This is a genomic window from Enterobacter sp. MGH 37, assembly GCF_000534515.1.
Taxonomy (GTDB): domain Bacteria; phylum Pseudomonadota; class Gammaproteobacteria; order Enterobacterales; family Enterobacteriaceae; genus Enterobacter; species Enterobacter kobei.
The window spans coordinates 12,823-37,672 of sequence record NZ_KI973205.1 but is presented as its reverse complement, the minus strand read 5'-3'; the positions used below and the strand labels follow the sequence as shown (position 1 = coordinate 37,672).

General features: G+C 56.1%; 24 protein-coding genes. 6 read left to right on the top strand and 18 right to left on the bottom strand.

Annotation, left to right across the window (positions count from 1 at the left end):
• Positions 1-28: 28 nt before the first annotated feature.
• On the bottom strand, positions 29-487 hold the full coding sequence (locus L383_RS23405) for a YaiI/YqxD family protein (RefSeq protein ID WP_014882734.1): 459 nt from the start codon (positions 485-487) through the stop codon (positions 29-31).
• Positions 488-584: 97 nt separating this feature from the next.
• Here L383_RS23405 and proC point away from each other — a divergent pair, with 97 nt between their 5' ends.
• Positions 585-1,394 carry a pyrroline-5-carboxylate reductase gene (gene proC, locus L383_RS23410; protein ID WP_014882733.1) on the top strand — a complete coding sequence of 270 codons (810 nt, stop codon included), beginning with the start codon at positions 585-587 and terminating at the stop codon, positions 1,392-1,394.
• Between the two features lie 14 nt (positions 1,395-1,408).
• Here proC and adrA read toward each other — a convergent pair whose 3' ends face one another.
• From adrA to L383_RS23435, 5 genes are all read right to left on the bottom strand, one after another.
• Entirely contained in the window at positions 1,409-2,512 is a 1,104-nt protein-coding gene (gene adrA / locus L383_RS23415) for a diguanylate cyclase AdrA (protein WP_023332217.1), read from the bottom strand.
• A 102-nt stretch (positions 2,513-2,614) separates the two neighbouring features.
• A complete protein-coding gene (gene psiF / locus L383_RS23420) occupies positions 2,615-2,935 on the bottom strand; it encodes a phosphate starvation-inducible protein PsiF (protein ID WP_014882731.1) in 321 nt (106 codons plus the stop codon).
• Between the two features lie 275 nt (positions 2,936-3,210).
• A complete protein-coding gene (gene iraP, locus L383_RS23425) occupies positions 3,211-3,471 on the bottom strand; it encodes an anti-adapter protein IraP (RefSeq protein WP_014882730.1) in 261 nt (86 codons plus the stop codon).
• Between the two features lie 210 nt (positions 3,472-3,681).
• Positions 3,682-4,896, bottom strand: coding sequence for a multidrug efflux MFS transporter (locus L383_RS23430; protein ID WP_023332216.1), 1,215 nt, complete (start codon positions 4,894-4,896; stop codon positions 3,682-3,684).
• 168 nt (positions 4,897-5,064) lie between these two features.
• Positions 5,065-5,748, bottom strand: a complete 684-nt coding sequence (locus L383_RS23435) for an extensin-like domain-containing protein (RefSeq protein WP_023332215.1) — start codon at positions 5,746-5,748, stop codon at positions 5,065-5,067.
• A gap of 103 nt (positions 5,749-5,851) precedes the next feature.
• Between L383_RS23435 and ddlA the strand changes: the two genes are divergently transcribed.
• Entirely contained in the window at positions 5,852-6,952 is a 1,101-nt protein-coding gene (gene ddlA, locus L383_RS23440) for a D-alanine--D-alanine ligase (protein ID WP_014882727.1), read from the top strand.
• Here ddlA and L383_RS23445 read toward each other — a convergent pair.
• Positions 6,949-7,179, bottom strand: a complete 231-nt coding sequence (locus L383_RS23445; RefSeq protein ID WP_014882726.1) for a DUF2754 family protein — start codon at positions 7,177-7,179, stop codon at positions 6,949-6,951. The genes ddlA and L383_RS23445 overlap by 4 nt on opposite strands.
• Before the next feature lie 249 nt (positions 7,180-7,428).
• On the opposite strand from L383_RS23445, the gene L383_RS23450 reads away from it, so the two are divergent.
• Positions 7,429-7,728, top strand: a complete 300-nt coding sequence (locus tag L383_RS23450) for a DUF2755 family protein (RefSeq protein ID WP_014882725.1) — start codon at positions 7,429-7,431, stop codon at positions 7,726-7,728.
• On the opposite strand, the gene L383_RS23455 is transcribed toward L383_RS23450, so the two are convergent.
• The 3 genes from L383_RS23455 to L383_RS23465 form a co-directional block, all read right to left on the bottom strand.
• Entirely contained in the window at positions 7,725-8,822 is a 1,098-nt protein-coding gene (locus tag L383_RS23455) for a DUF1615 domain-containing protein (protein ID WP_023332214.1), read from the bottom strand. The two genes, L383_RS23450 and L383_RS23455, sit on opposite strands and share 4 nt — an antisense overlap.
• Before the next feature lie 14 nt (positions 8,823-8,836).
• Positions 8,837-10,057, bottom strand: coding sequence for a peptide antibiotic transporter SbmA (sbmA, locus tag L383_RS23460; RefSeq protein ID WP_023332213.1), 1,221 nt, complete (start codon positions 10,055-10,057; stop codon positions 8,837-8,839).
• 115 nt (positions 10,058-10,172) lie between these two features.
• Positions 10,173-10,706, bottom strand: a complete 534-nt coding sequence (locus L383_RS23465) for an isochorismatase family protein (protein WP_023332212.1) — start codon at positions 10,704-10,706, stop codon at positions 10,173-10,175.
• Positions 10,707-10,910: 204 nt separating this feature from the next.
• On the opposite strand from L383_RS23465, the gene ampH reads away from it, so the two are divergent.
• Positions 10,911-12,071 carry a D-alanyl-D-alanine-carboxypeptidase/endopeptidase AmpH gene (gene ampH / locus L383_RS23470; protein WP_023332211.1) on the top strand — a complete coding sequence of 387 codons (1,161 nt, stop codon included), beginning with the start codon at positions 10,911-10,913 and terminating at the stop codon, positions 12,069-12,071.
• A 2-nt stretch (positions 12,072-12,073) separates the two neighbouring features.
• On the opposite strand, the gene L383_RS23475 is transcribed toward ampH, so the two are convergent.
• On the bottom strand, positions 12,074-12,697 hold the full coding sequence (locus L383_RS23475) for a helix-turn-helix domain-containing protein (RefSeq protein WP_023332210.1): 624 nt from the start codon (positions 12,695-12,697) through the stop codon (positions 12,074-12,076).
• A gap of 92 nt (positions 12,698-12,789) precedes the next feature.
• The gene (locus L383_RS23480) at positions 12,790-15,564 is read right to left on the bottom strand and encodes an autotransporter outer membrane beta-barrel domain-containing protein (RefSeq protein WP_023332209.1); all 2,775 of its coding nucleotides are present in this window, start codon (positions 15,562-15,564) and stop codon (positions 12,790-12,792) included.
• A 450-nt stretch (positions 15,565-16,014) separates the two neighbouring features.
• On the opposite strand from L383_RS23480, the gene hemB reads away from it, so the two are divergent.
• Positions 16,015-16,989 carry a porphobilinogen synthase gene (gene hemB / locus L383_RS23485; RefSeq protein ID WP_008503294.1) on the top strand — a complete coding sequence of 325 codons (975 nt, stop codon included), beginning with the start codon at positions 16,015-16,017 and terminating at the stop codon, positions 16,987-16,989.
• 72 nt (positions 16,990-17,061) lie between these two features.
• Positions 17,062-18,765: a bifunctional ornithine lipid synthase OlsF gene (locus tag L383_RS23490; RefSeq protein ID WP_023332208.1), complete on the top strand. Its 1,704-nt coding sequence runs from the start codon at positions 17,062-17,064 to the stop codon at positions 18,763-18,765.
• A gap of 88 nt (positions 18,766-18,853) precedes the next feature.
• On the opposite strand, the gene tauD is transcribed toward L383_RS23490, so the two are convergent.
• From tauD to mmuP, 6 genes are all read right to left on the bottom strand, one after another.
• Positions 18,854-19,702 (bottom strand): taurine dioxygenase, encoded by an 849-nt coding sequence (tauD, locus tag L383_RS23495; RefSeq protein WP_023332207.1) that lies wholly within the window; start codon positions 19,700-19,702, stop codon positions 18,854-18,856.
• On the bottom strand, positions 19,699-20,526 hold the full coding sequence (tauC, locus tag L383_RS23500; protein WP_023332206.1) for a taurine ABC transporter permease TauC: 828 nt from the start codon (positions 20,524-20,526) through the stop codon (positions 19,699-19,701). Before tauC ends, tauD begins: the two co-directional genes overlap by 4 nt.
• On the bottom strand, positions 20,523-21,290 hold the full coding sequence (gene tauB / locus L383_RS23505; RefSeq protein WP_014882717.1) for a taurine ABC transporter ATP-binding subunit: 768 nt from the start codon (positions 21,288-21,290) through the stop codon (positions 20,523-20,525). The genes tauC and tauB overlap by 4 nt, the downstream gene beginning before the upstream one ends.
• Before the next feature lie 10 nt (positions 21,291-21,300).
• Complete coding sequence (gene tauA / locus L383_RS23510) at positions 21,301-22,263, bottom strand: taurine ABC transporter substrate-binding protein (protein WP_023332205.1); 963 nt, start codon at positions 22,261-22,263, stop codon at positions 21,301-21,303.
• A 224-nt stretch (positions 22,264-22,487) separates the two neighbouring features.
• Entirely contained in the window at positions 22,488-23,420 is a 933-nt protein-coding gene (gene mmuM / locus L383_RS23515) for a homocysteine S-methyltransferase (RefSeq protein WP_023332204.1), read from the bottom strand.
• On the bottom strand, positions 23,407-24,807 hold the full coding sequence (gene mmuP, locus L383_RS23520) for an S-methylmethionine permease (protein WP_014882714.1): 1,401 nt from the start codon (positions 24,805-24,807) through the stop codon (positions 23,407-23,409). The genes mmuM and mmuP overlap by 14 nt, the downstream gene beginning before the upstream one ends.
• Positions 24,808-24,850 lie beyond the last annotated feature (43 nt).

The following is a 24,850-nucleotide window of genomic DNA, read 5'->3' as shown; positions in this document are numbered from 1 at the left end:
CTGTACCACAAAGTGACAATAATTATCATTACGCTGTGCGACGCTTCACTTCCAGCAGCCATTTATCCAGTTCGGCAGCAAACTGCTGGCGATCGCGCTGGGACAGGCTGTCCGGCCCTCCGGTCTGCACGCCGCTGGCCCGCATGGTATCCATAAAATCACGCATAGTGAGTTTTTCCCGGATGGTTGAAGGCGAATAACGTTCACCGCGCGGGTTGAGCGCCGCTGCGCCTTTCTCCAGCACTTCCGCCGCCAGTGGAATATCAGCGGTAATGACCAGATCCTCCGGGCTGCACAGACGAACAATTTCATTATCCGCCACGTCGAACCCGGCCGGGACGCGCAAGGAACGGATAAAGCGCGAAGGCGGAACGCGGATATTCTGGTTCGCCACCAGCGTCAGTGGCATCTGAACGCGCTCGGCGGCGCGGAATAAAATCTCTTTAATCACATTCGGACACGCGTCCGCATCAACCCAAATCGCCATATTGTCTCCCCATAATGTCTCTGCCGACTATTGTCGCCTGCATTTCGTTGTTAAGCTATCAATCAGAGAAAACAACGCATAATGACGGAGAATCGTGATGGATAAGAAAATCGGGTTTATCGGCTGCGGTAACATGGGCAAAGCCATCCTGGGCGGCCTGATCGCCAGCGGGCAGGTTCTGCCCGGTCAGATTTGGGTCTATACCCCGTCACCGGACAACGTCGCCGCATTGCGCGATCAATACGGGATCAACGCCGCCGAAAGCGCGCAGGAAGTCGCCCAGGTCGCCGATATCGTCTTTGGCGCCGTTAAGCCGAACATCATGATCAAAGTGTTGAGCGACATCACCTCCAGTCTGAATAAAGAGACGCTGGTCGTGTCGATTGCCGCGGGCGTGACGCTCGATCAACTGGCCCGCGCGCTCGGTCATGACCGTAAAATCGTCCGCGCGATGCCCAATACTCCCTCACTGGTTAATGCCGGTATGACCTCCGTCACCCCTAACGCGCTGGTGACCTCAGAAGAGGTGGCTGATGTGCTGAACATTTTCCGCTGCTTCGGTGAGGCGGAAGTGATTGCGGAATCCATGATCCATCCTGTTGTCGGCGTCAGCGGCTCTGCACCTGCATACGTGTTCATGTTTTTAGAAGCCATGGCCGACGCCGCCGTGCTTGGCGGCATGCCGCGTGCGCAGGCGTATAAATTCGCCGCGCAGGCGGTGATGGGTTCCGCCAAAATGGTGCTGGAGACCGGTAAACATCCGGGCGAACTGAAGGACATGGTCTGCTCGCCTGGCGGCACGACCATCGAAGCGGTACGAGTGTTGGAAGAACGTGGATTCCGCTCTGCCGTCATCGAGGCGATGGCAAAATGCATGGAAAAATCAGAGAAGCTGAGTAAATCCTGATTTCTGACCGGGCGTCAGGCGGCCACTTCGGTGCGGCCGCGCCCGGCATTTTTCGCCTTATACAGCGCCACATCTGCCGCCTTCAGCCATTCCCGATAATGTCCAAACTGTGGCCCCCAGGGGGCAATGCCTACGCTGATGCGCAGAGGCTCTTTCGGTGCGCACGGTAAGGACAACGTTTCCAGACGCTCGTGAACCCGAGACATGACGGCGATGGCGCTTTCAGCCGCTGTCTGCGACATAATCACGGCAAACTCATCTCCGCCAAAACGGCCTATCGCATCGCCTGACCTGACTGACATCTGAAGCTGACGGGTAAGAGCAACAATCGCCTTATCGCCCACGTCATGCCCCCAGGTATCATTGATGTTTTTAAAATGGTCGATATCAATCAGCAAAATGGTGGCGTTGCAGTGGCTCCGGCGGCAGTGCTCAAACTCATTACGCAGCAGCATTTCCCAGTGTCGTCGGTTAAAGACCCCGGTCATGCCGTCGCGGGTACTCATCATTTCCAGCCGCCGCTTATGTTCCGCAAGCCTGATGGCCGTCCGGTGGCTGAGCCAGGCAAACAGCATGGGATAAAGCATGAGCACCGGAAGCGTTAAGCCCCACTCCACGGGATCGGGGTTGAAGACAGTTACTTTCCCGACGAGGGGCAGCGTCACCAGCGCGGTCAGGAGGGTTAACGTTATCCCCACAAGAAACAGGCGGCAGCCACCGGAGCCCATCATGTTCATTCCCACCATCATTACCAGCGCTGCCGTGGGTAATGCATACAGCCCCATCACGCCAATCCAGAGCCCGGCGATAATGGCATCCATCTTAAGGTTGAAAATCTCCTGCTGGTGAGGTGACGCGGCGCGGCAGGATAACTGCCAGGCAAAATGGGGCCAGACGAACGCCCACCCTACCAGGATCAACCACCATCCGCCGGGTAAAAAATGGATGACCAGCATTCCCGCCACGGGGAAAAACATGGCTGCCAGACCAACAGCGCGCGCCAGCCGAACCCGCCGGGCAAACTGGATGCCGGCGCGATAAGGGTCATCCTGAGAAAGGGTTAAACTCCACTCTTCCCGAATGCGCTTTTTGTTGTAATACGTTTCATCATTCATCATTTTTGGGAATATTCTGAAACATTTTCCCAAATTATAGAGAGGGGGACTGCGGGGAAAGTATGAAATTTCGGGTGAGCAGCCGACGCCACTCACCCGTTAGAACTACACTTGTTTCTTCAGACAGGCACTCATGAACTTGCTGCGATCGTCTCCCTTCAGGGACTGTTCGGTCGCTTTCGCATTACACTCGCGCATTTTTTGCTGCTGCGGCGTCAGACTTTTTTCGCCAGGCTTCGCGGCACCGTTTTTAAGGCAGTCGCTCATATAGGTCTTACGGGCATCGCCTTTCAGACTCTGGGACGTCGCCTGTTGATTACAGGTCGTCATCCGTTGCTGCTGAGGCGTTAGCGTTTTCTCTTCCGCATTCGCCGATGAGATCAGGAACAGGCCGGAGAGCAGAGTAACCAGTAATGTTGTTTTCATTGCACCATCCTTTTGTGAATATTCCCTGTAAGTCTGGTTCGTAACAGGAAAAAAACCACCCGGCAGCGGTGATTTTGCCGGGAATTTCTCATTTCAGACCCAACGTACCGGTATTGGCGGTATCGACATAAAGGATAGGGGAAGTAACGCGATAACACGTGTGCTCTGTTTCACTTTTATTTTCTCGCGGTACAAACAGATAAAAAATAAATACAGAGCAGCGCCAGGCATCCTGCATGACAATTTTGTGAAACGTCAGAACCGTTCGTGACGGCTTAACTGCGCGGATGCCTCAACAGCTTCTTTACGTATTGCTGCAGCAATTCGGCATCCTCTGGTGGAACCTGAGTGTCGGGTCGCGCCTTATCCAGCGCCCCTTCGATGCTATTGATTAACGCCTGCTGATCGGATGTATCCATCCGCCGCAATAGCGCGGTGACGACAATTTCCAGCGCTTCGACCTGGGCAACCAGTTCTTTAGACTCTTCTTCCTTTTGTGCAAGCTTAACCAGCAACTCAGCAATGAGATTCTTCATCGTGCTATTTCCTTATGGGGTTTCCTCTGAAATTAACACCAGGAATGAAATATGCAAAGCGGAGAAAAGTATTATCTTATGTAAAAGTGACATTACCGCCAAATTAGGGTGCCACCCTTATTAGCGAAACGTTTTTCTATAAAAAAACGCCGCATTTAGTTATATAAAAATACGGCTACCATAAGAATATATAATACACCCGCGAAAGGACTATTTCGCTGATTTCGCCTCCGCCATTCGTGTTCGACGGCGCAGGGCAATCGCCAGCTGGATAATATTGATTAAAACGACAATTGCCGTAGCAGCAAATACCCAACGAAAACCTGCCATCGCAGAAACGGATGCGCCAATAAGCGGACCGGCAACGTTGCCTAAATACATAAACGACTGGTTATAACCAAAAATACGTCCGGTGACCTGGTCGCTGGAATATTTGACCAGCAAGGTCTGTACGGCAGGCAACATAGCCCCATCGGCGAAACCGAGTAAAAATCGCAGCACGCCCAGCTGAAGCGGAGAGGTAACAAACGACATCGCGAAAAAGAGCACCACCGCAAAAATCAGCGTCGCCATCAGGATACGCGCCGTGCCGATCCTGTCCCCCAGCTTCCCCAGACGTGGCGCAGAGATCAGCGCGGAAACGCCCGGCACGGCGGCAATCATCCCGCTGAGAAAAGCAATATTATTGCTGTCTGGCTCCATTGATTTAATAAACAGCGCCAGAATGGGCCCCACCGAGCCGTTACAGAGCTGGATCACCATGGTGGTGACAAACAGGCTGATCATCAACCCTGGGTAAGGCAGCGAGGCGAAGACGGCCTTACCGCTCAGGCGTTCAGACTTGCTGACAACGGGGCGCCCTCCCTCTTTGATCAGAAAGAGCGTGACCAGAAAGCTAACCACCAGCAGGATCGCAGTGATGATAAATACCGCGCGCAGCCCAACGTGGTCTGCCAGAAAGCCGCCCAGCAGCGGGCCACCGATGACGCCGCTTATCTGCGCCGTTGAGAGGGTGCTCAGCGCCCAGCCGCTTCGTTCGCGTGGCACCTGAGAGGCCACCAGCGCCATGGCATTCGGAATGTACCCGGACGTCAGCCCCATCACCGCCCGCAGGAAAAACAGCTGCCAGACGTTCGTGGCGAAGGCCTGGAGCAGAATCGCAATCGCCATCCCGAGCGAGGCGCGCAGCAGCATCAGCTTACGGCCTTTCCGATCCGCCAGGCTGCCCCACATCGGAGACACAATGGCGGAGACCAGAAACGTGACGCTGAACGTCAGACCGGACCACATGGAGAGCGCTTCGTGGGAGGTAACCCCCAACTGCGACACGTACAGCGGCAGGAACGGCAGGATCTGGCTAATGGCCAGCCCGGTAAAAAAGCAGCCGAACCAGACCGAGATGAGATTAACTTTCCAGGATTCCATAAAGAAATAGTCTTCATTTTTAGGCGAATTCGCCGTCAGATTAGCAAGTTACGCACGCCGGCGTCGCACCAGAGATGCGGCTTTGCTGACTTTGGTGTTTTATCTTCCCAGTCATCATATTTGTGAAATAAGTCACAAATCATCCACTTTCTGGCGGAAGATTATGCTTCAGCGACAGAGTCCGAAACCGCGCATCCCCAGATGAAAATGGTTGGCATGCGCCGCGTTATACTCCGGCCCCAAACCGTTACCGTAGTAGCCGCAGCTGGCCGCCAGCAGGGCCTTCAGCCATGGCTGCGTTTTTGCCGATTTCCAGCCGTTCAGCACCGTGACGCGCTCCCCGTTCGCCAGCCGAAAAGCGGCGATATCCAGCGCGTCTGCGGTGGCATGCTCACTGCGCCGCGCATCGGGCCGGTGGTAGATATTGCGACAGGCAAAGCTGCCAAGGTGCTCAATGCGCGTCAGCTCATGTCCCGTGAAGCGCTGCGTCAGTGGCCGGACCTGCTGGCTGACAAACAGTGCAGAGCTGAGCGCCAGCGGACAGCTGGCAAGAAAACTGCCGTTCAGACTCACCGGGCCGAAGTCACGCACGCGCACGACGTTGCGCAGCGGACATGTCCCGCCGCCGTCAGCGACCGGTTGGGTGCGGATAAGGTTTCGTTGATTGGCCTGCGTTAACAGGCTCGCGCAGGCTTCGGGGGTTAAACGTCGCAGTTTATACTGGGTAATACGGCCAGGGGGATCGTCCAGGGCCAGCGGTTTAAATGGATTGTAGTAAGACGGCAACCAGCGATAACCCGCCGTTGCAACTGCCCCCAGGATGAAAACGGTCAGCAGAGTTTTTCCTTTCACGTTCCCCCCTCACTCTTCCCCAAAACATTATGGCAGAAGGCCGCGAAACCCGCAGGGCATCGTGGTATGTTATTGGCTTTTCGTCAGACTGGAAGAGAGTGAGATGGCAAAGCAGCGCGTAGGTATTGTCTTTGGGGGAAAATCAGCGGAACACGAGGTGTCATTGCAATCGGCCAAAAATATCGTTGATGCGATCGATAAAAGCCGGTTTGACGTGGTCCTGCTGGGCATTGATAAACAGGGCCAGTGGCATGTTAACGACGCCAGCCAGTATTTGCTGAATGCCCACGATCCGGCGCACATCGCCCTCAATCCTTCGGACATCAGCGTCGCGACCGTTCCTGGCGTCATGAAGGGACAGCTCATCGACGCCGGCAATGCGCAGGCTCTCACTCAGATCGACGTGGTCTTCCCTATCGTACACGGCACGCTCGGGGAAGATGGTTCCCTGCAGGGGATGTTGCGCATGGCCAACCTGCCGTTCGTCGGATCAGACGTACTGGGATCCGCCGCGTGCATGGACAAAGACGTCACCAAACGCCTGCTGCGCGATGCCGGACTGAATATCGCGCCATTCGTCACGCTCACCCGCGCCAACCGCGACAAGTACAGCTTCGCGCAGGTTAGCGGTCAACTGGGGCTGCCGCTGTTTGTGAAGCCTGCCAACCAGGGGTCATCCGTGGGCGTTAGCAAAGTCGCCAGCGAAGCAGAGTTCACGCAAGCCGTCCGTCTGGCGTTTGAATTTGACCATAAAGTGGTTATTGAGCAAGGGATCAAAGGTCGCGAAATTGAGTGCGCCGTGCTGGGCAACGATTTTCCACAGGCGAGCACCTGCGGTGAAGTGGTCTTAAACAGCGACTTCTACTCCTACGACACCAAATACATTGATGATAAAGGCGCACAGGTCGTTGTACCTGCGGATATCGATCCGGCGATCAACGACAAGATCCGGGCGATCGCCATCAGCGCCTACCAGACTCTCGGCTGCAGCGGCATGGCGCGCGTGGATGTCTTCCTGACGCCGGAGAACGACGTGGTAATCAATGAGATCAACACGCTGCCGGGTTTCACCAATATCAGCATGTATCCAAAACTGTGGCAGGCCAGCGGGCTTGGCTACTCTGAGCTGATCACCCGCCTGATCGAACTGGCGCTGGAGCGTCACGCCGCCGACAGCGCGCTGAAAAGTTCCGTTAACGGTTAATCGGCACCCTTCGCCGTCTCTTCCGTCGTCGTCTCTTCCGGGCGACGGCGGATAATCAACCCCGCCAGCCAGAAACTGATCACCCAGGTCACCAGCCCGACGGCATAGGTTTGCCACCCTTTTGCTTCAAATCCTAACAGCCCCACGACGCCGTTAAGAATAAAAATCAGCCCAATAGCAAAGGCATAGTAGTGCCAGTCACGGCGAAGTTTGGACGTGAGCTTCATAACAACTCCGGCAGGAAAAAAAGACATCCTCTCACAGTTTAAGCACGAGGTCTGTGGCAGATGCGGAAATTCTGAAACGCGACGCAATTTCACTTAAGTTTAAAAATTGTGACGCGCTGCAGAAATCAATAATCCAGGAGAATTCCTGAGCGTAAATTAACACGATTCTGATATTGACAAATGCAATCACCTGTCAAACTCACCCCGTAAGACGCGTATTAAAACAGAGTTATACCTCGGGAGGTCAACATGGCTGACTTTACATTGTCGAAACCGATTTTTGGCGGCAAACCAAAAACCTCTACGGCGGGTAATATCGCGTATGCCTTGTTTGTCCTTTTCTGCTTCTGGGCAGGCTCCCAGCTGCTCAATATGCTGGTCCATGCGCCAGGTGTTTATGAACACCTGATGCAGGTGCAGGATAACGGGCGTCCGCGAGTGGAGATTGGATTTGGCGTGAGCACGCTGTTCGGTCTCGTTCCTTTCCTCGCGGGGTGTATGATTTTAGGCGTAGTCGCGTTAGTCCTGCGCTTTCGTCGTCGCCATTAAAGCCCCATACAGCGAGCCCGGCGATCGTCCACGCGCTTCGCAAACCAGGCGGTGGTCAGGTTACGTGTGATCTTCGGGCTTTCCAGCTGAATACCCGGCAGGATAGCCCTCGGTAACGTTTTCCCACTCTTCTGCTCCGCAAGGGCAAACACCTTCTTGTAGAGATCCGTTTTCTCGAATGCCAGGCTATCGCCTTTTTCAAGCTGACGGCGGATATCGCTGTTGCTCATATCAAGCGCTGTCGATAATGTCCGTACCGCGCTTTCGGTGCCTCCCGCCTCGCTGCTGCCGTAGGCGATGAGATCGCCGTCCAGCGCCAGCTTGACGCCGCTTGCGCGGCTAAGCGCACTTTGAAACGCCGCGTTACGGCTGGCATACCAGCCGGCATTAAAGTCTGCGAAGCGGTACAGCGGCGCGTTGTAATTCGCCGGATAGTTCAGCAGATGATACGTGCCGAACCACAGTCCACCGCGCAGTGAGAAGACCTCCTGGCGCACCGTACCGTCAATTTTCCATGGATAGCCGTCGGTATGCTTCTCGGCAAACGCGATGCTCACCTGCATTGGTCCGCCGGTGTGAACCGGGTTGAGCGAGCCAAACAGTTTCTGCCCCATTGGCACCATGTTGATGAAATCATCAAAAATGGCGCTGAGCTGTTTTTCGGTTTTCACCGTGTCCAGCCGGTCGCTGTAGCTTTTACCGTTCGGCGAGGTGATTTTCAGTGCGGTATGCACGAGGAACACCGGGATATGCATCGATTCCGCGCGGCGGTCGATCTCTTTCCAGGCAATTTTATTCAGACCCGGCACCACCGGGTCTGACTGGTACATGGACTCCTGCTGCGCCACCGCCAGCACCGAGCAGATATTTTCCTCGGTCGGGGCAATCTTCTGGCTTTCAAAGGTTTTAGCCAGCGCATCTGCCCACGCATTGCGATCCTTCACGCTGGCGGGCATTTTTTGCCGCACAACGCTTGCCACATCCACGGGCTTTTCACCCTTTTTGAGCGGGGCTGCCCCTTTTTCGGCACAGCCCGCCAGCACCAGAGCGGCCAGTAAGGACAGCGATAACGCGCGCGGTACGGCAAAAGACATAGCAACTCCCTGTATTAGCTAAAGGTATTGGTCACTTCCTGCAGGTCACGATCGTCCAGCTCACGCTCAAAGCTGCGGAGACGTTTGTAGATGGACATCAACTCCACCAGCGTGGTCCAGGAGCTGATCAGATACTGGAACGACCCGCGCACCTGACCGAAAACATTGGTGATCTGCGTCATCAGACCGAGCGTAATCGTACCCGCAACAATCGACGGAAACAGCAGGAACAAGCCGAAAACGTTATCCACCTGCAGATACAAAATGCGCGCAATGTTGAAATACATATAGTGGAAGTAAAGGCGGAAGTAGTTACGACGCACGGCACCAAACAGCTCACGGACGGTCGGTGGCGACGCGCGGCTGGCATCATCTTCCCCGTAAACCAGCTCTTTACGATACGCCGCTTCGACGCGCTGATTTTTAAACTCCAGACCCGGCAGCTTGATCCCCACCACCGCCAGCAGGCCCGTGCCCATCAGCGACCAGACAATCGCGGCAATCACCAGACCATACGGCAGATGGCCGACAATCGGCAGATCCGGCACATGCGCAGAGAGCGTCACCAGTACCGGCAGGAAAGCAATCAGCGTCATGATGGCGTTGATGAAACTGACGCCCATATCTTCAAGGGTGGAGGCAAAACGCATGGTGTCTTCCTGCACACGCTGCGCGGCACCTTCGATATGACGCAGATGCTGCCAGTGCGCCATGTAATGTTCGTTCATCGCGGTACGCCAGCGGAAAACATAGTGGCTGACGAAGAAATTGTTCATAACACCAATGATCACCGCAATAAGCGCGATACCGAGGAAGACGCCGACTTCATGGTAGAACTGGTTAATGGTGACCTTGTGCGGCGAACTCAGTGCGGTCTGAATCAGATCGTAGAACGGTGCATACCAGGCGTTTACCGCCACCCCCACTTCCACCAGGAACCACGTCACAAAGATGATCAGCGAGGTACCGAGAATCGACCAGTACTGCCAGCGGTGCGGAGAATAGACAAACCAGAACAGCGCAAACAGCCCTACGCACAGCATGTAGTAGGCGTAAAACAGCAGATAGCTCAGTGACCAGAAGCGCGCTGCGCTAATCGGCACGTCGCCTGTCGCCCCGGCTATGCGTGCCAGCCATGCACCGCCGCCCGCCTGCCAGAAAACGACCGCGATAAGAGCCCAAATAAATGCCGACAGGAAAAATGGCCCCGGCTTTGGGAAAAAAGACTTAAACATGATGCTTCCTTCTTGTTGTTATGGTTGTTGCTGTGCTCAACACATGACCAAACGAATACCCTGCCCGGGCCGGAAGACCGGCTCGGGCAAAAAGGTCAGACCCGAGGGTTGATTATTAGTTCGCTTTCCAGTTTTCGAGAATTGTTTCGGTGCGTTTCACCGCGGGAGGGTTCATCGGTGCAATGAAGTTACGCCAGACGTCATTATGGTGGTTAATCAGAATCTGTGCTTCAGCCGCCGGGCGATTCGCGGTGGTATGGGCATCCTCAGCCACGGTAATGTGGTAGCCCCGACTGACGCCGTTTTTAATTGTCGCGTCCACGCAGTAATCCGTGGCGCAGCCGCAGATGACAAACTCACAAATTCCGTGTTCACGTAACAGCGCTTCAAGCGATGTGTTGTAAAAAGAATCACAGGCGGTCTTGGTAACGTAAAGCGCATCAGCCGGTTGATGGAGTTCAGGCAGCAGCGCAAACCCTTCACTTCCTTCTTCCAGCCCCCCGGCCTCGGTATGCTGAATAAAAATGACGGTGTCGGCCGCCTGCGTAAGCTGGTTGATCAGAGAGACACACTTTTCGCGCTGATGACGAGGGTTTTCAAATACCCCGTTTTGCATATCAACCACCATGACCACACGCTTTTCAGACATACCGTTCTCCGTAAGATTGAGTAATACTGGTGCCTATCATAAGCCCGATGCCAGAAAATGGGAGAGCGCTCGCAAGTAAATTATTCATATTTACCCATGGTTACGTTTTTCTGGCTATCGTTATGCTATTCCGGGCATTGCACGGTAGAGATTAGTAGTATAAATACCCATTACTTTCTTCATTCACTTCATGGATGCTTTTCGTTGAAACGTTGTCTGCTCTCTTTTGCCGCGCTGTGTGCGGTGAGCTTCTCCACCGCCCAGGCGGCCCAACCGCTGACGGCTCCCGTTTTGGCTTCAGACATTGCCGATCGCTACGCGAACCTGATCTATTACGGCAGCGGCGCAACCGGGATGGCAATGGTGGTTATTGATGGCAACCAGCGCGTATTCCGCAGCTTCGGTGAAACGCGCCCAGGCAATAACATTCACCCGCAGCTGGATTCCGTCGTTCGCATCGCGTCCTTAACCAAGCTGATGACCAGCGAAATGCTGGTGAAACTGCTCGACCAGGGCGTGGTGAAGCTCGACGATCCGCTCAGCAAATACGCCCCACCGGGTGCACGAGTGCCGACGTATCAGGGAACGCCCATTCGCCTTGTGAACCTCGCGACGCACACCAGCGCGCTGCCGCGTGAGCAGCCTGGCGGAGCGGCGCACCGCGACGTGTTTGTCTGGCCCACCCGTGAGCAGCGCTGGAACTACCTGAGCACCGCCACGCTGAAGGCGGCCCCGGGTTCGCAGGCCTCTTACTCCAATCTGGCGTTCGACCTGCTGGCGGATGCCCTCTCAGCGGCTGCGGGCAAACCCTACACGCAGCTGTTTGAAGAGCAGATAACCCGTCCGCTGGGGATGAAAGACACCACCTTTACCCCTTCTCCGGACCAGTGCCGTCGCCTGATGGTGGCGGAGAAAGGCGCAAGCCCGTGTAACAACACGCTGGCGGCAGTGGGGAGCGGCGGGGTCTATTCCACCCCAGGCGACATGATGCGCTGGATGCAGCAGTTCCTCTCATCGGATTTCTATTCGCGCAGCAGCCAGGCCGACCGTATGCAGACCCTGATTTATCAGCGAACTCAGCTGCACCGTGTGGTCGGAATGGACGTACCGGGTAAAGCCGATGCGCTCGGCCTGGGCTGGGTCTATATGGCACCAAAAAATGGCCGTCCGGGTATTATTCAGAAAACCGGCGGCGGTGGCGGGTTCATTACCTATATGGCGATGATCCCGCAGTCCAACGTGGGCGCATTTGTGGTGGTCACCCGCTCCCCGCATACGCGTTTCGTTAATATGAGTGATGGCATTAATAACCTGGTGGCTGAACTGAGCGCCAATAAAGCCCAGGTGCTGACCGCGTCTAACTGATCTTAATATTCCGTGGGCAAGCGGTTGATGCTGACCAGCTTGCCCCGGCTCATATTAATGTAGTTTCCCTGCCGCAGCGCAGCGAGAACCTCTGCAACAACCGAGCGCGAAATACGGGTGCTTTGTTGAATATGATTCATCACACCAATTTTCGAGCGCAACGTTTCATCCCACTCCGCCATATTCAGCAACATGGCGCGGATCTGGTGATAAGAATTATTTCCCACCAGCTGCATGTCGCGTTTCGCAAGAATGTAATTTATCCATGATAACCAGGTGAAGGCCTCTTTCCAGAGCGCATTCTGTTGTATGAGCTGACGGGTGGTTTCCGTGGATAAATAAAAACCCGTACAGGGTGTTTTGGCGATAACTTTGTATTCGTGACAGTGTTTAATCATCACGGTGGATAGCCCAAAAATAAATGGCGCTTTCGCGATCCCCAACAGCAATTCATCTGGATAACGATAGATTTCGATTATACCGGTCTGTAATACGACCGTGCGTGACTCATTGCACTCGTGAGAAGTAATGATTTGTTGTGGAGCACATTGAAACGTACTACTGGCTGCTATCAGACACTGTTCGAGCCGGCTTAATTCAGAAAGCGGTTTCGCATTAACGTTCATGCAGACCTCAAGACATCCGTATTGGTCGGTTCAATATTGTTTTTTGTTTTTATCGTAAAAAAGCGGGGGATATTCTCCCCCGCTTTCAGGTATTACCAGGTATATTTCACACCCAAATTGGCGCCCCAGTTCTGGTCAACGTCACCGCCGCCAAGATACGTGGCATCCGTGTACGCGCTGAAGTTCTTCGTGAAGCTGAACTGCGTACCCAGCCCTACACGCACCGCAGAGCCTTTAACGCCGTTGTCGATGCTGTCGTCGTTGATATCCGCAGTGTTATCAGCATCATCATAGACATAAGCCAGCTTGAAGTAAGGCGTCAGCGCCTGCTCGCCACCGTAGTTGAAGGTATAACCCGCATCCAGGCCGAGTTCATAGCGCAGGCTATCGTAAGATTGCCCATCAACGCGCATGTCATTACTCAGGCGATAATCATCCCCGGACTGGAACAGACCGGATACCGCCGCGTAAGGGGTTACGTAGCCAGACAGGTTTGGTTTCCAGTCATAGCCCAGCTTCATGCCAAAGCCAACCGCATCGGTGGTCGTGTCACCGTCAACGTATTGACCGTTGCTCATGGTAGCTGAAAGGTCGTTGTTAAAGCGGGTGTAGCTCAGGGAGCTGTCGAGGAACATATCGTTCGCAAACTTCGCAGAGGCATAGATCATTGCCGTCTGGCTGTCCTGATCGACCTGACCGGTACGATCGCTGATATCCCCCTTCGCGAAGCCTGCTGCACCGCCGACGATCCACTTCGCATTGTTACCGTCAATCTGGGTGTCCAGACCGACCATAATGCCGCTCACGTCCTGATCGTAGCTGATAACGCCATTGTCACCGTCGTAGTTGCCACCGAAGTAGCTCACCCAGGCTCCGCCATTATCCGCCAGGCCATGACGGCTGTTGGTCAGACGCGAACCGACGGTATCCTGCTGCAGATTCCAGATATTGGTATTGGCAGAAGGAATGCTCAGCGCCATGTTGGCGTAGTCGGTCAGCGCTTTCTGCTCAAGGACAACGGTATCACCCTGCTGCTGTGCCTGATAGGTGTAAGCCCCTAAATCCGCTTTGTTTGCGGCAGTAAAGTGGGCTGCAGTATCCGGATTGTTATCATAAACACGGACGATCTCTTTGTTTTTGTAATCAGCGACAGAGCCTGCGCCGGTCGCATCATCAATGCGCACTTTATAGTTACCGGCAACGTCACCGTTCACCGCCAGATGGCCGTCTGAGTTCAGTGCGACGACACCATAGTCGTAGTCCGCGCTGTAACGATCGTTAGTGATATAACGCGCGTTATTCAGATCGCTGTTCAGCAAGTAATCACGGCTGGCTACGTTCAGTACGCCGCCGTCGGTCAGCACCATATTGTGCGTGTCGACCTGACCCAGACCCAGCGCCAGCTCGGCACCGTTATCGACGGTGATCGTATTCGCATACAGCGCGGCCGTCTCTTCGGTCAGAGCTGCACGGCTATCGCTGTCCAGATAGAGGCTGTCGGTCGCTACGCCGCCGCTGTCGCCAATATTCAGCGATGAAGCATTGGTTAGGGTAATGGAGTCCGCCAGCAGGCCAGCGTTTTCAACGTTGACCTGAGAGCGGTTATTCACCGCCAGCGCGTCGATGTTAGAGATCTTACGGGTATCCCACTCGGAACCGTTGTCCAGCGTTACGTTGAACAGGCCGCTCTGGTAGACCTCTTCGCCCGCTACGTGGCCGTTGCTGTCAAAGGTGGAGTCAGGCCAGATGCTATTAGGCGCCAGCGCATGCCAGTCAACGTTGCTGTAACCCAGACCGTACATCTGCGAAGTGCCAATGGCTTCAACGCTGGACTGCGCCGCACCGACCCACTTGCTGCCGTTGGTCAGCGTCACGTCCAGCCTGTCGGTGCCATCCCAGCCATTAGTGGTTGGGTTATAGACGCCATCATCGGTGGTATCGGTTGCCGGATCGCCATTTTCGTAGAAGTTGTTATCGAAGGTGCTGGCGAACAGGATGTCGCCGGTGACGGTAGAATGGTCGAACGTGGCGGTGGTCTGCATGGCGTTGTCAGATGCGCTGGCCGCAACGATCAGCGCCGCGTCATCCGCACCCGTGGCGTGGGTTTCACCGTAGTCGCTCGGCTTAGCCGTTTGACCGTAGAATCCGCTGGTACCCAGATCGCTGTAGGCGCCTGACGTCAGCACGGAGTCTTTAACCACCAGCGTATCGGTGAACACGTTTGCGCTGTTCGCCACGCCTTCAACGCCGTCATACGGAGTATTATCGAGCTCCTGATAGCCCTGCGTTAGCGTAATGCCCGCTACGTGGGAATTATTCTGGATAACAATATCAGACTCCACGTCCAGCGTAATCGCGTTACCGAGAGCGTAGGTATCCAGGTAATGGGTTTCCGATGTTTCGCCCTTCACGACGTCATAAGCGTAATGCTCGTAAGCGTCGTTGATCGTGCTGTTATCGACAGTCAGGCTAAAACGATCGAACTGAGTATGTGCGGTACCGTCGGCGTCTACGCCGTCGGCACAGTTTGCGGTCATACACTCAGAGGTAATCATACCGTTGATGGTGCTGTTAGAAATGCTGAGCGCATTTGAATGACCATTGATGCCGTCATCCAGATAATACGTCGAAATAACGCCATTCACCGTTGATTTATTGATCACCGGATAAATATCACCGTCGTGGCTGGCATCAGTGTAATCCCAGTCAGCATAACCATAATACCACGGGGTTGAGGCGGCGTTATCATATCCAAATGTATTATACGTCGTACCGGAAATATCTTTCGCATTGGCCTGAGAAGCGATAGCCAGGGTACAGGCTAATGCAAGTTGAGATACAACCAGTTTCTTTTTCCATGTTTGCATTGGGTCATCCCTCCTCAGGGACGTAAGCAAGTTTGTCCGTCAAATCATTGTGCAATATTCAATTGCGGAGAGAATTATGCAGTTGCATTTAGAAAAGGTTCAATGAATGATTCCATTAAGTCCGCATACAGACAAAAAACAGAAAAAAGGTCAACCACACAGCAGGCAATCATTATAAACATTATAAAAACAGAAAGTTGAAAATTAATTTCATAACTCACATTAATATTATTAAAATAAATAGATCATTATTTTTTATATATTCTATCTGATATAGAAATCATACTAATCATTCCCCTTTTCATGAAAAAAGCAGACCGCGCGAGTGTAGAGTGAAAAAAGGTTCTTCAGCCGTCAATTTGAGAAAAGAAAAAAGCCTACTTTCGTAAAACAACGGCCTTCACTTTGAGGTACACTAGGCCTCTTTGTTCCACAAACATCAGGCATCCCATGACCGATTTAATTGCACGTCCCCGCCGTCTGCGCAAGTCACCTGCACTGCGCGCTATGTTTGAAGAGACAACCCTGACCTTAAACGATCTGGTGTTGCCGATTTTTGTTGAAGAAGAGATCGATGACTACAAAGCCATCGAAGCCATGCCGGGCGTGATGCGCATTCCGGAAAAATATCTGGCGCGCGAGATCGAACGCATCGCCAACGCGGGGATCCGCTCGGTGATGACCTTTGGCATCTCCCATCATACCGACGCCACCGGCAGCGATGCGTGGAAAGAAGATGGCCTTGTCGCCCGTATGTCCCGCATCTGCAAAGAGACCGTGCCGGAAATGGTCGTCATGTCAGACACCTGCTTCTGCGAATACACCTCTCACGGCCACTGCGGCGTGCTGTGCGATCATGGCGTGGATAACGATGCCACCCTGCTGAATCTCGGCAAGCAGGCCGTGGTCGCGGCCGCTGCGGGTGCAGATTTCATCGCCCCCTCTGCCGCGATGGATGGACAGGTTCAGGCGATTCGTCAGGCGCTGGATGCGGCAGGCTTCACCGACACGGCCATCATGTCCTACTCCACCAAATTTGCCTCCTCCTTCTACGGCCCGTTCCGTGAAGCGGCTGGCACGGCGCTGAAGGGCGACCGTAAAACCTATCAGATGAACCCGCTGAACCGCCGGGAAGCGATTCGCGAATCCCTGCTGGATGAAGCTCAGGGCGCAGACTGCCTGATGGTCAAACCGGCTGGCGCGTATCTTGATATTCTGCGCGACATCCGCGAACGCACTGAACTGCCGCTGGGCGCTTACCAGGTGAGCGGCGAGTACGCGATGATCAAATTCGCCGCGCAGGCGGGAGCGATTGACGAAGAGAAAGTGATCCTAGAAAGCCTGGGTGCGATCAAACGTGCGGGCGCGGACCTGATCTTCAGCTACTTCGCGCTGGATCTGGCTGAGAAAAAAATCCTCCGCTAATCTTCACCAAACTGCAATACAACCGACATCTGCTCCTTCTACTGTCTTCGCAAGACGGCAGGAGGAGTAACCATGTTTAGCCTCGATAGCGTTCTCGACGATCTTTGGCCTCAGGCGAGGCCTGCACCCTGGCAAAAAAGTCTGTTAAAAAGACTGTTTTACGAAGAAGAATTCCAGCAGTTTGCCGCCGCGCACCGCCACCTCAAAGGACTGGACATGGTGGAGCAAGTTCTGGAGCACCTTGATATTCTCTGCACCGTTTCCGCCCGCGATCTCGAACAAATCCCCGAACATGGCCCGCTGGTCATTATTGCCAACCACCCGACGGGTACGCTGGACGGGCTGGCGCTGTTGTACGCCGTCTCCCGCGTACGCCGTGACGTAAAAGTCGTGACCAACCGGATGCTGACCCACCTTGAGCCTCTCAGTTCACTCTTTATCCCGGTGGACAATATGGGGGGCAGGACGGCGAAATCCTCCCTGGTGCAGATGGAACAACATCTGCAAAATGCGGGCGTACTGATCTTCTTCCCGGCGGGAGAAGTTTCACGTCCGACGCGCAAAGGCATTCACGATAAAAAATGGCACCCGGGCTTTATCAAGCTCGCCAGCAAGCTGCGCGCGCCGCTGCTGCCGGTGCATATTCAGGCGCACAATAGTCTCCTCTTTTATGCCAGCACGCTGGTGTCGCCGACATTGTCGATGCTGCTGTTAATGCAGCAGATGTTCCGCCGCCGCCATAGCCAGCTGCCGATTAAAATCGGCCAGCAGATCGCCTGGCATCACTGGCACAGCGCCACCCTTTCGTCGCGTGAGATGGCCGAGCAGTGCCGTCAGCACGTGATGCGTCTTGGCAAGGGAATGCCTGGCGTCTTTAAAACCCAGTGCGCCATTGCTCGTCCGGAGGACCGGGCGACTCTGAAACGCGCGCTGACGCAGGCCGAGTGTCTGGGCAAAACCGGCGACGGTAAGCTCATCTATCTGTGGCAGCGCAACGGCCAGGAAGAGGCTCCGCTGCTGCGCGAGCTGGGCCGCCTGCGCGAAATTGCGTTTCGTGCGGTGGAGGAAGGGAGCGGCAAGCGCCGGGACACCGACCGTTACGATGACGATTATCTGCACCTGATCCTGTGGGATGATGAGGATCTGGAGATCGTGGGGGCGTATCGCTTTATGCCCACCGCAAAGCAGATTGCGCATCGGGGTCCGGAAGGGTTGTACAGCTACAGCCTGTTCCACTACGACGATAAAATGCAGGACGTGCTGGAGCACGGCATTGAACTGGGTCGCAGCTTTATTCAGCCGCGCTACTGGGGACGCCGCGGCCTGGATTATCTCTGGTCCGGGATTGGGGCTTATCTGGCACGTTATCCGCACTACCGTTATCTGTTTGGCCCGGTCTCGATCTCCGGAGGCTTACCGCCAGCGGCGCGGGATCTGCTGGTGGCATTTTACCGTCTGTGGTTCCCGGCAAACCATCCGCTGGCCGCGTCGCGCCAGCCTTATCCTGCATCGTTACCGGACGTGCTGGCACAGTTTGGCGGCGTGGATTACGTGGACGATCTGACGAAGCTGAAATCCCTGCTCGGCAATCTGGGCTGCGGCATTCCGCCACTCTACAAGCAGTATTCCGAGCTGTGCGAACCGGGCGGCGTGCAGTTTATTGATTTTGGCAGCGACCCGGCGTTCAACAACTGCGTCGACGGGCTGGTGCTGGTGGATTTGTGCTACCTGAAGACGAACCGCTATCAGCGGTATATAGGGGTACACTCTTTGTAGGCCGGGTAAGCGCAGCGCCACCCGGCAAAAACGGTGCAAAATTGCCGGGTGGCGGCTACGCCTTACCCGACCTACAGGTACTACAGGATCATGGGCGATAAAACGGCTTATCCCCCAAAATCGTCGCCCGCTGCATAATCCGACGCTGCGGCAGATAATCCGCATTGGCATAGTGCTGCGTCACGCGGTTATCCCAGATCGCGAGATCGTTCTCCTGCCAGCGCCAGCGCACCTGAAACTCCGGTTTGGTGATATGCGCAAACAGGAAGCGTAGCAGCGCCTCGCTCTCTTTTTCCGTCACGTCCACAATGCGCGTGGTAAACCCTTCGTTCACGAATAACGCCTGCTTGCCCGTGACCGGATGGGTACGCACCACCGGGTGCAGCAGCGGAGGATGTTTTGCAACCGCATCCAGCCAGCGCTGATGCTCCTCTTCGCTTTTACGGTACTTGTATTCCTGGAACGATTTTTTGAAATCGTGCTCCGCCCGCAGACCACTCAGCAGCGTCCGGAACGGTGCGGACAGCGCCTCGAAAGCCGCAATGCCGCTCGCCCACAGCGTATCGCCTCCGGTCTCCGGCAGCAATTTTGCCGCGAGGATCGCCCCTGCGGGCGGCGTCTCGATAAAGGTCACATCGGTGTGCCAGTTGTCATTATCCGGCGGATTATCGTTATGGGTATCCAGGACGATAATCTCCTCCACCCCTTCCGCATGCGGATAGACCGGATGGATATGCAGATCGCCAAAGCGTAGCGCCAGCGCGCGCTGCTGCTGCGGGGTGATCGCCTGCTCGCGCAGGAACACCACCTGATGGCGCAGCACCGCGTGATACAGCTGCTCGAACTGGTTATCGCTCAGCGGACGGGTTACATCCAGGCCCGACACCTGCGCGCCAATATACGGCCCCAGCGGGGTAATGGTCAGACGTTCACTCATTGTATTTCTCCATGCCAGGGCGTCAGACGACGCTGTAGAGCGCGCAGCCCCAGCTCTAATCCGAAGGCGATCGCGGCAATGACCGCGATCCCAGCCAGCACCACGTCAGTCGCCAGGAACTCTCCCGCCGACTGCACCATAAACCCTAATCCTCGCGTGGCGGCGATCAGCTCTGCCGCCACCAGCGTGGACCACCCCACGCCGAGGCCGATGCGCAGCCCGGTTAAGATCTCCGGCAGCGCGCCCGGTAAAATCACGAACAGCAGCACCTGTGTCCGGCTGGCGCCCAGCGACTGCGCCGCGCGGATCCGCACCTGCTGGGCACTTTTGACGCCCGCCAGCGCCGACATCGCAACCGGGGCGAAAATCGCCAGATAGATCAGCAGGATTTTTGACGTTTCACCGATGCCAAACCAAATTACCATCAGCGGCAGATAGGCCAGCGGCGGCACCGGGCGGTAAAGCTCAATCAGCGGATCGAGGATGCCGCGCACCGTCGGTCTTAAGCCCATCGCGATGCCAACCGGAATGCCGATCATCACCGCAGCCAGCAGCGCCACCAGAATGCGCGTCAGGCTTGCGCCCAGATGCTGCCAGAGCGTGGCATCCATAAACCCCTGCGGCCCGGCGATGGCAATAAGTTTGGCCAGCACCTGTCCCGGCGGCGGCAGAAAAAGCGGGCTGATCCACTGCAGTGCCGCCACCAGCCACCACACCGCCAGTAACACCAGCAGCGTCCCGACGCTCAACGTGAGCTGGCGGGAGAACGGCCAGCGCAGCGCCTGACGCGTGCGGCGCGTTTTTTCACTGAAGACGATGCTCATGAGAAAGCCTCCCGTTGGTCAAACACGCGGCTTAGGATGTACTCACGCTGGTCGATAAACTGCGGATCGGATTTGATGCTGCGCACGGGTTCTCCGGCGACATAACGGCGCGCGAACTCGAGCGGCAAGCGTTCCACCACGCGCCCCGGCCCCGGCGATAACAGCACCAGCTCGGTCGCCATAAACACCGCTTCTTCGATGTCGTGGGTGATCAACAGGACCTGCTTGCCCGTCTCATGCCAGAGACGCAACAGCAGGGTTTGCATCTGCTCGCGGGTAAAGGCGTCCAGTGCGCCGAACGGCTCGTCCAGCAGCAACAGCTGCGGGTTTGCCGCCAGCGCACGGGCAATGCCGACACGCTGGCGCTGACCGCCGGAAAGCTGCCAGATAAAGCGTTTTTCCGCCCCTTCGAGACCCACTTTTTTCAGCATCTGCCGTGCCGTTTCCAGCCGCTGTTCGCGGTTCACCCCCGCAAGCTGTAGCCCAAATGCCACGTTTTCCTGCACGTTGCGCCAGGGGAGCAAACCTTCATTCTGGAAAACCACGCCGCGCTCGGCGCCGGGGCCTTCCACCTTTTTGCCTTCCAGTTGGATGGTGCCACGCTGATAAGGGACAAAACCGGCAATCAGATTCAGTAGCGTAGTTTTCCCACACCCGGAGGGGCCCAGCACCACCAGCAGTTCACCGCTGGCCAGCGTCAGGTTGATCTCCTCCAGCGCAGGTTTGCCGCCGTAATCGGCATACAGGTTCGTTATGCTCAGCATGGCGGACTCCTTATTTCACAAAGCGGTCGGTGACGTACTGGCTGTAATCCGCCGCTACCGCGGGCACTTTGCCCTGCGCTTTCAGGAAGGTGGCGGTATCGACAATCGCTTTGTTCACCGGCCCGGTCAGCTGCTGCACCTGCTGCGCAGGGGTCAGGTAGGTATTGCCTTTCACCAGCCCCGGCACGTCCGCTTCCGGCACGCCGCTCAGTCGGGCGAGTTTTTCCAGATTGGCGGACTGCTTCAGCCATTCATCGGGGTTACTGATATAGGGCTGTTGGGCGTCGAGGGCGCTTTTGGCAAAGGCTTTCACCACCTCGGGATGTTTCTCAGCAAAGTCTTTGCGCACGACCCACACGTCGAGCGTCGGCGCGCCCCACTGGCCCACCTTTTCGGAGTCGGTCAGCACGGTGCCGTCTTTTTCCAGCTCGTTCACGGCTGGGGCCCAGACATAGGCTCCGTCAATATCCCCACGCTGCCAGGCCGCGATTATCGCGGGTGGCTGGAGATTAAGAATCTGAACCTGCCCCGGCTTGATGCCCCAGTGTTTGAGCGCCGCCAGCAGGCTGTAGTGGGTGGTAGAGATAAACGGCACGGCGATGCGCTTGCCGATCAGGTCTTCCGGCTTGGTGATGTTTTTCTTCACCACCAGCGCTTCAGAGTTACCGAGCTGCGAGGCGAGCAGGAACACCTCAATCGGCACCTGCTGGCTGGCCGCGACCGCCAGCGGGCTGGATCCGATATTGCCGATCTGCACGTCGCCGGAGGCTAACGCACGCACGACGGACGCCCCGCTGTCGAACTTGCGCCAGTCGACGTTCGCGCCGCTCGCTTTGGCAAAGGTGTTATCCGCCTGCGCAACTTTCGCCGGTTCCGCAGAGGTTTGATACGCGACGGTGACGTCTACCGCCTGCGCCTGAAAGGCCCACAGCGCCAGCGCGCCGAGAAGTGTGATTCGCGATGAAATTGCCATAATATCTGCTCCCCTTGTTGTTATGAGGGCAGTATTTCCGGCGCGGGAATTTTGATAAAGGAATTAAAACGCATCGCTCATAACGATTCGTTTTTAGATAAAAAGTGAGAAAGGATAGTTGGTTTTGTGCGGTTGGTTTGTGCCGGGTGGCGCTACGCCTACCCGGCCTACAAATTGTGCTATCCGTAGGCCGGGTAAGGCGTAGCCGCCACCCGGCAGAGAAGTCAGCGCTTTGCGTTTAGCTCAGCAATATCCTTCGGTGTGGTGCGACAGCATCCACCGATTAATTTCGCTCCAGCCGCCAGCCACTGAGGCAAATAGCCCGCCAGCGTCTCGCACGCTTCGCCGTGGTGGTGCCAGGTTTTGGTCACCGCATCATAGTGCTCGCCCGAGTTCGGGTAGACCACCAGCGGCAGCGCCGTCAGGCTTTGCAGATGTTTCAACGCCGCGGTGGTGTTTTCCAGGGCGATGCAGTTGATGCCCAGCGCGACAATGTGCGGGGAGTTTGCCAGCACGTCGACCACCTCACGCAGCGGCGTGCCGTCGCTCAGGTGCTCGCTATCACGCAGGGTAAACGAGAACCACGCCCGGGCGCGAGGATACTCCGCCAGAAGCGCCGCCAGCGCCTTAATTTCCCCAAACGAAGGCAGCGTTTCGCAGGCCAGCAGGTCTGCCCCCGCATCCAGCAGCGCTTCCACGCGCGGGCGGTGGAAGGCGGTAAACGCCTCGGCGCTGCGCACGTAGTCGCCGCGATATTCCGAACCATCCGCCAGATACGCGCCGTACGGCCCCACGGAGCCTGCCACCAGCAGCGTACCTGCGTGCGGGTTTTCAGCCAGATACGCTTCGCGCGCCTTACGCGCCAGTTCCACGCTTTTGCCAATCAACGCCCGGGACTGTGCCTCGTCCAGCCCGCGTGCCGCGAAGCCCGCGGGCGTGGCCTGGTAGCTGGCAGTGATCGCCACCTGCGCCCCTGCGCGGTAATAATCAAGATGCACTTCGCGGATAAGTTCCGGGTTTTCTACCAGCACTTTGGCAGACCAGAGGCTGTCTGCAAGGTTACACCCGCGCGCTTCCAGCTCCGTTGCCATCGCCCCATCCAGCACCACATACGGCTGTTTTTCGAGAAGGGCGGTAAGCGGATTATTCTGCGACATGTTCAGGCTCCTGCGATGTCATATTTCGGGTCAGGTAGTACGCACCATAACACAGGGCGACAAACGGAAGCCCGCAATAAAGGGCAATACGCTGGCTCGGGTCAAACCACAGGCCGACACAGGCAACCACGCAGAGAATAAAACCGAGTACCGGCACCAGCGGATACCACGGTGCGCGATACTGCAACGCAGAGAGCGGCTGGCCGGACTGCAGATGTCGGCGACGGAAAACGAAGTGCGACGCGCAGATGCTGATCCAGACCGCCACCACCGCAAAGCCGGAAATGGCCGAGAGCGCGACAAACACCGTGTCCGGGGCGATAACGCTTGAGAACAGCGCCAGCACGCCACCGAGCATGGAAACCGAAAGCGCCGTCAACGGCACGCCATTTTTGTTCACCCGGGCAAAGCAGCGCGGCAACGTTTTCTCGTTAGAGAGCGACCACAGCATGCGCCCGGAGGCATACAACCCGGAGTTGGCCGCCGAGAGGATTGCCGTCAGGATCACGAAGTTAAAGATATCTGCCGCGTAAGGAATACCGACCTTCTCAAACACCAGCACGAACGGGCTCTTTTCCACGCCCGCCTGCTGCATCGGGATCAGCGCCGCCAGTACAAACACGGTGCCGATAAAGAAGATAATCAGCCGCGCGATGGTGGTGCGGATTGCGACCGGAATGACCTTGTGCGGATTTTGGGTTTCGCCCGCCGCGATACCAATAAGTTCGGTGCCGGAGAAGGCAAAGTTCACCGCCACCATGGTCATCAGGATCGGCAGGCCACCGTGCGGGAACCAGCCCTCAGCGGTAATGTTGCTTAACCCCGGCGCAGGAGAACCGTCCTGCATCGGGATAAAGCCAAAGACCGCCGCCCCGCCGAGGATAATAAAGGCGATGATGGTGATAACTTTCACCAGCGAGAACCAGAATTCGCCTTCAGCAAAGAAGCGCGTGGAGATGACGTTAAGGCCAAAAATCACCACGCAGAAGACCACGCACCACGTCCAGACGGGCACCTGCGGGAACCAGTACTGCATGCAGAACCCGGCGGCGGTAAAGCTCGACCCGAGCGCCACCGTCCAGGTGAGCCAGTAGAGCCACGCCACGGTGTAGCCCGTCGCCGGACCAAGATAACGGGCGGCATAAACGTGGAACGCGCCGGTTTCCGGCATCGCCACGGAAAGCTCACCAAGACACTGCATCACCAGCCAGACCACCAGCGCGCCAATCAGGTATGCCAGCAGCGTGCCCGCCGCCCCGGTCGTGGAAATGATATAGCCCGTATTAAAAAATAACCCAGTCCCAATCACGCCGCCCAGCGAGAGCATAATCAGGTGGCGTGTTTTCATGGTGCGCTTCAGCTGCCCATTTTCTTGTTGTGTTTGCATATTACCTTCTATACGTATGGACATCTAAACATCCAAAGAAGGT

Coding starts and splice junctions, on each gene's coding strand:
- L383_RS23405 (WP_014882734.1), bottom strand. CDS start 487: ATGGCGATTTGGGTTGATGCGGACGCGTGTCCGAATGTGATTAAAGAG.
- proC (WP_014882733.1), top strand. CDS start 585: ATGGATAAGAAAATCGGGTTTATCGGCTGCGGTAACATGGGCAAAGCC.
- adrA (WP_023332217.1), bottom strand. CDS start 2,512: ATGATGAATGATGAAACGTATTACAACAAAAAGCGCATTCGGGAAGAG.
- psiF (WP_014882731.1), bottom strand. CDS start 2,935: ATGAAAACAACATTACTGGTTACTCTGCTCTCCGGCCTGTTCCTGATC.
- iraP (WP_014882730.1), bottom strand. CDS start 3,471: ATGAAGAATCTCATTGCTGAGTTGCTGGTTAAGCTTGCACAAAAGGAA.
- L383_RS23430 (WP_023332216.1), bottom strand. CDS start 4,896: ATGGAATCCTGGAAAGTTAATCTCATCTCGGTCTGGTTCGGCTGCTTT.
- ddlA (WP_014882727.1), top strand. CDS start 5,852: ATGGCAAAGCAGCGCGTAGGTATTGTCTTTGGGGGAAAATCAGCGGAA.
- L383_RS23445 (WP_014882726.1), bottom strand. CDS start 7,179: ATGAAGCTCACGTCCAAACTTCGCCGTGACTGGCACTACTATGCCTTT.
- L383_RS23450 (WP_014882725.1), top strand. CDS start 7,429: ATGGCTGACTTTACATTGTCGAAACCGATTTTTGGCGGCAAACCAAAA.
- L383_RS23455 (WP_023332214.1), bottom strand. CDS start 8,822: ATGTCTTTTGCCGTACCGCGCGCGTTATCGCTGTCCTTACTGGCCGCT.
- sbmA (WP_023332213.1), bottom strand. CDS start 10,057: ATGTTTAAGTCTTTTTTCCCAAAGCCGGGGCCATTTTTCCTGTCGGCA.
- L383_RS23465 (WP_023332212.1), bottom strand. CDS start 10,706: ATGTCTGAAAAGCGTGTGGTCATGGTGGTTGATATGCAAAACGGGGTA.
- L383_RS23475 (WP_023332210.1), bottom strand. CDS start 12,697: ATGAACGTTAATGCGAAACCGCTTTCTGAATTAAGCCGGCTCGAACAG.
- L383_RS23480 (WP_023332209.1), bottom strand. CDS start 15,564: ATGCAAACATGGAAAAAGAAACTGGTTGTATCTCAACTTGCATTAGCC.
- hemB (WP_008503294.1), top strand. CDS start 16,015: ATGACCGATTTAATTGCACGTCCCCGCCGTCTGCGCAAGTCACCTGCA.
- L383_RS23490 (WP_023332208.1), top strand. CDS start 17,062: ATGTTTAGCCTCGATAGCGTTCTCGACGATCTTTGGCCTCAGGCGAGG.
- tauD (WP_023332207.1), bottom strand. CDS start 19,702: ATGAGTGAACGTCTGACCATTACCCCGCTGGGGCCGTATATTGGCGCG.
- tauC (WP_023332206.1), bottom strand. CDS start 20,526: ATGAGCATCGTCTTCAGTGAAAAAACGCGCCGCACGCGTCAGGCGCTG.
- tauB (WP_014882717.1), bottom strand. CDS start 21,290: ATGCTGAGCATAACGAACCTGTATGCCGATTACGGCGGCAAACCTGCG.
- tauA (WP_023332205.1), bottom strand. CDS start 22,263: ATGGCAATTTCATCGCGAATCACACTTCTCGGCGCGCTGGCGCTGTGG.
- mmuM (WP_023332204.1), bottom strand. CDS start 23,420: ATGTCGCAGAATAATCCGCTTACCGCCCTTCTCGAAAAACAGCCGTAT.
- mmuP (WP_014882714.1), bottom strand. CDS start 24,807: ATGCAAACACAACAAGAAAATGGGCAGCTGAAGCGCACCATGAAAACA.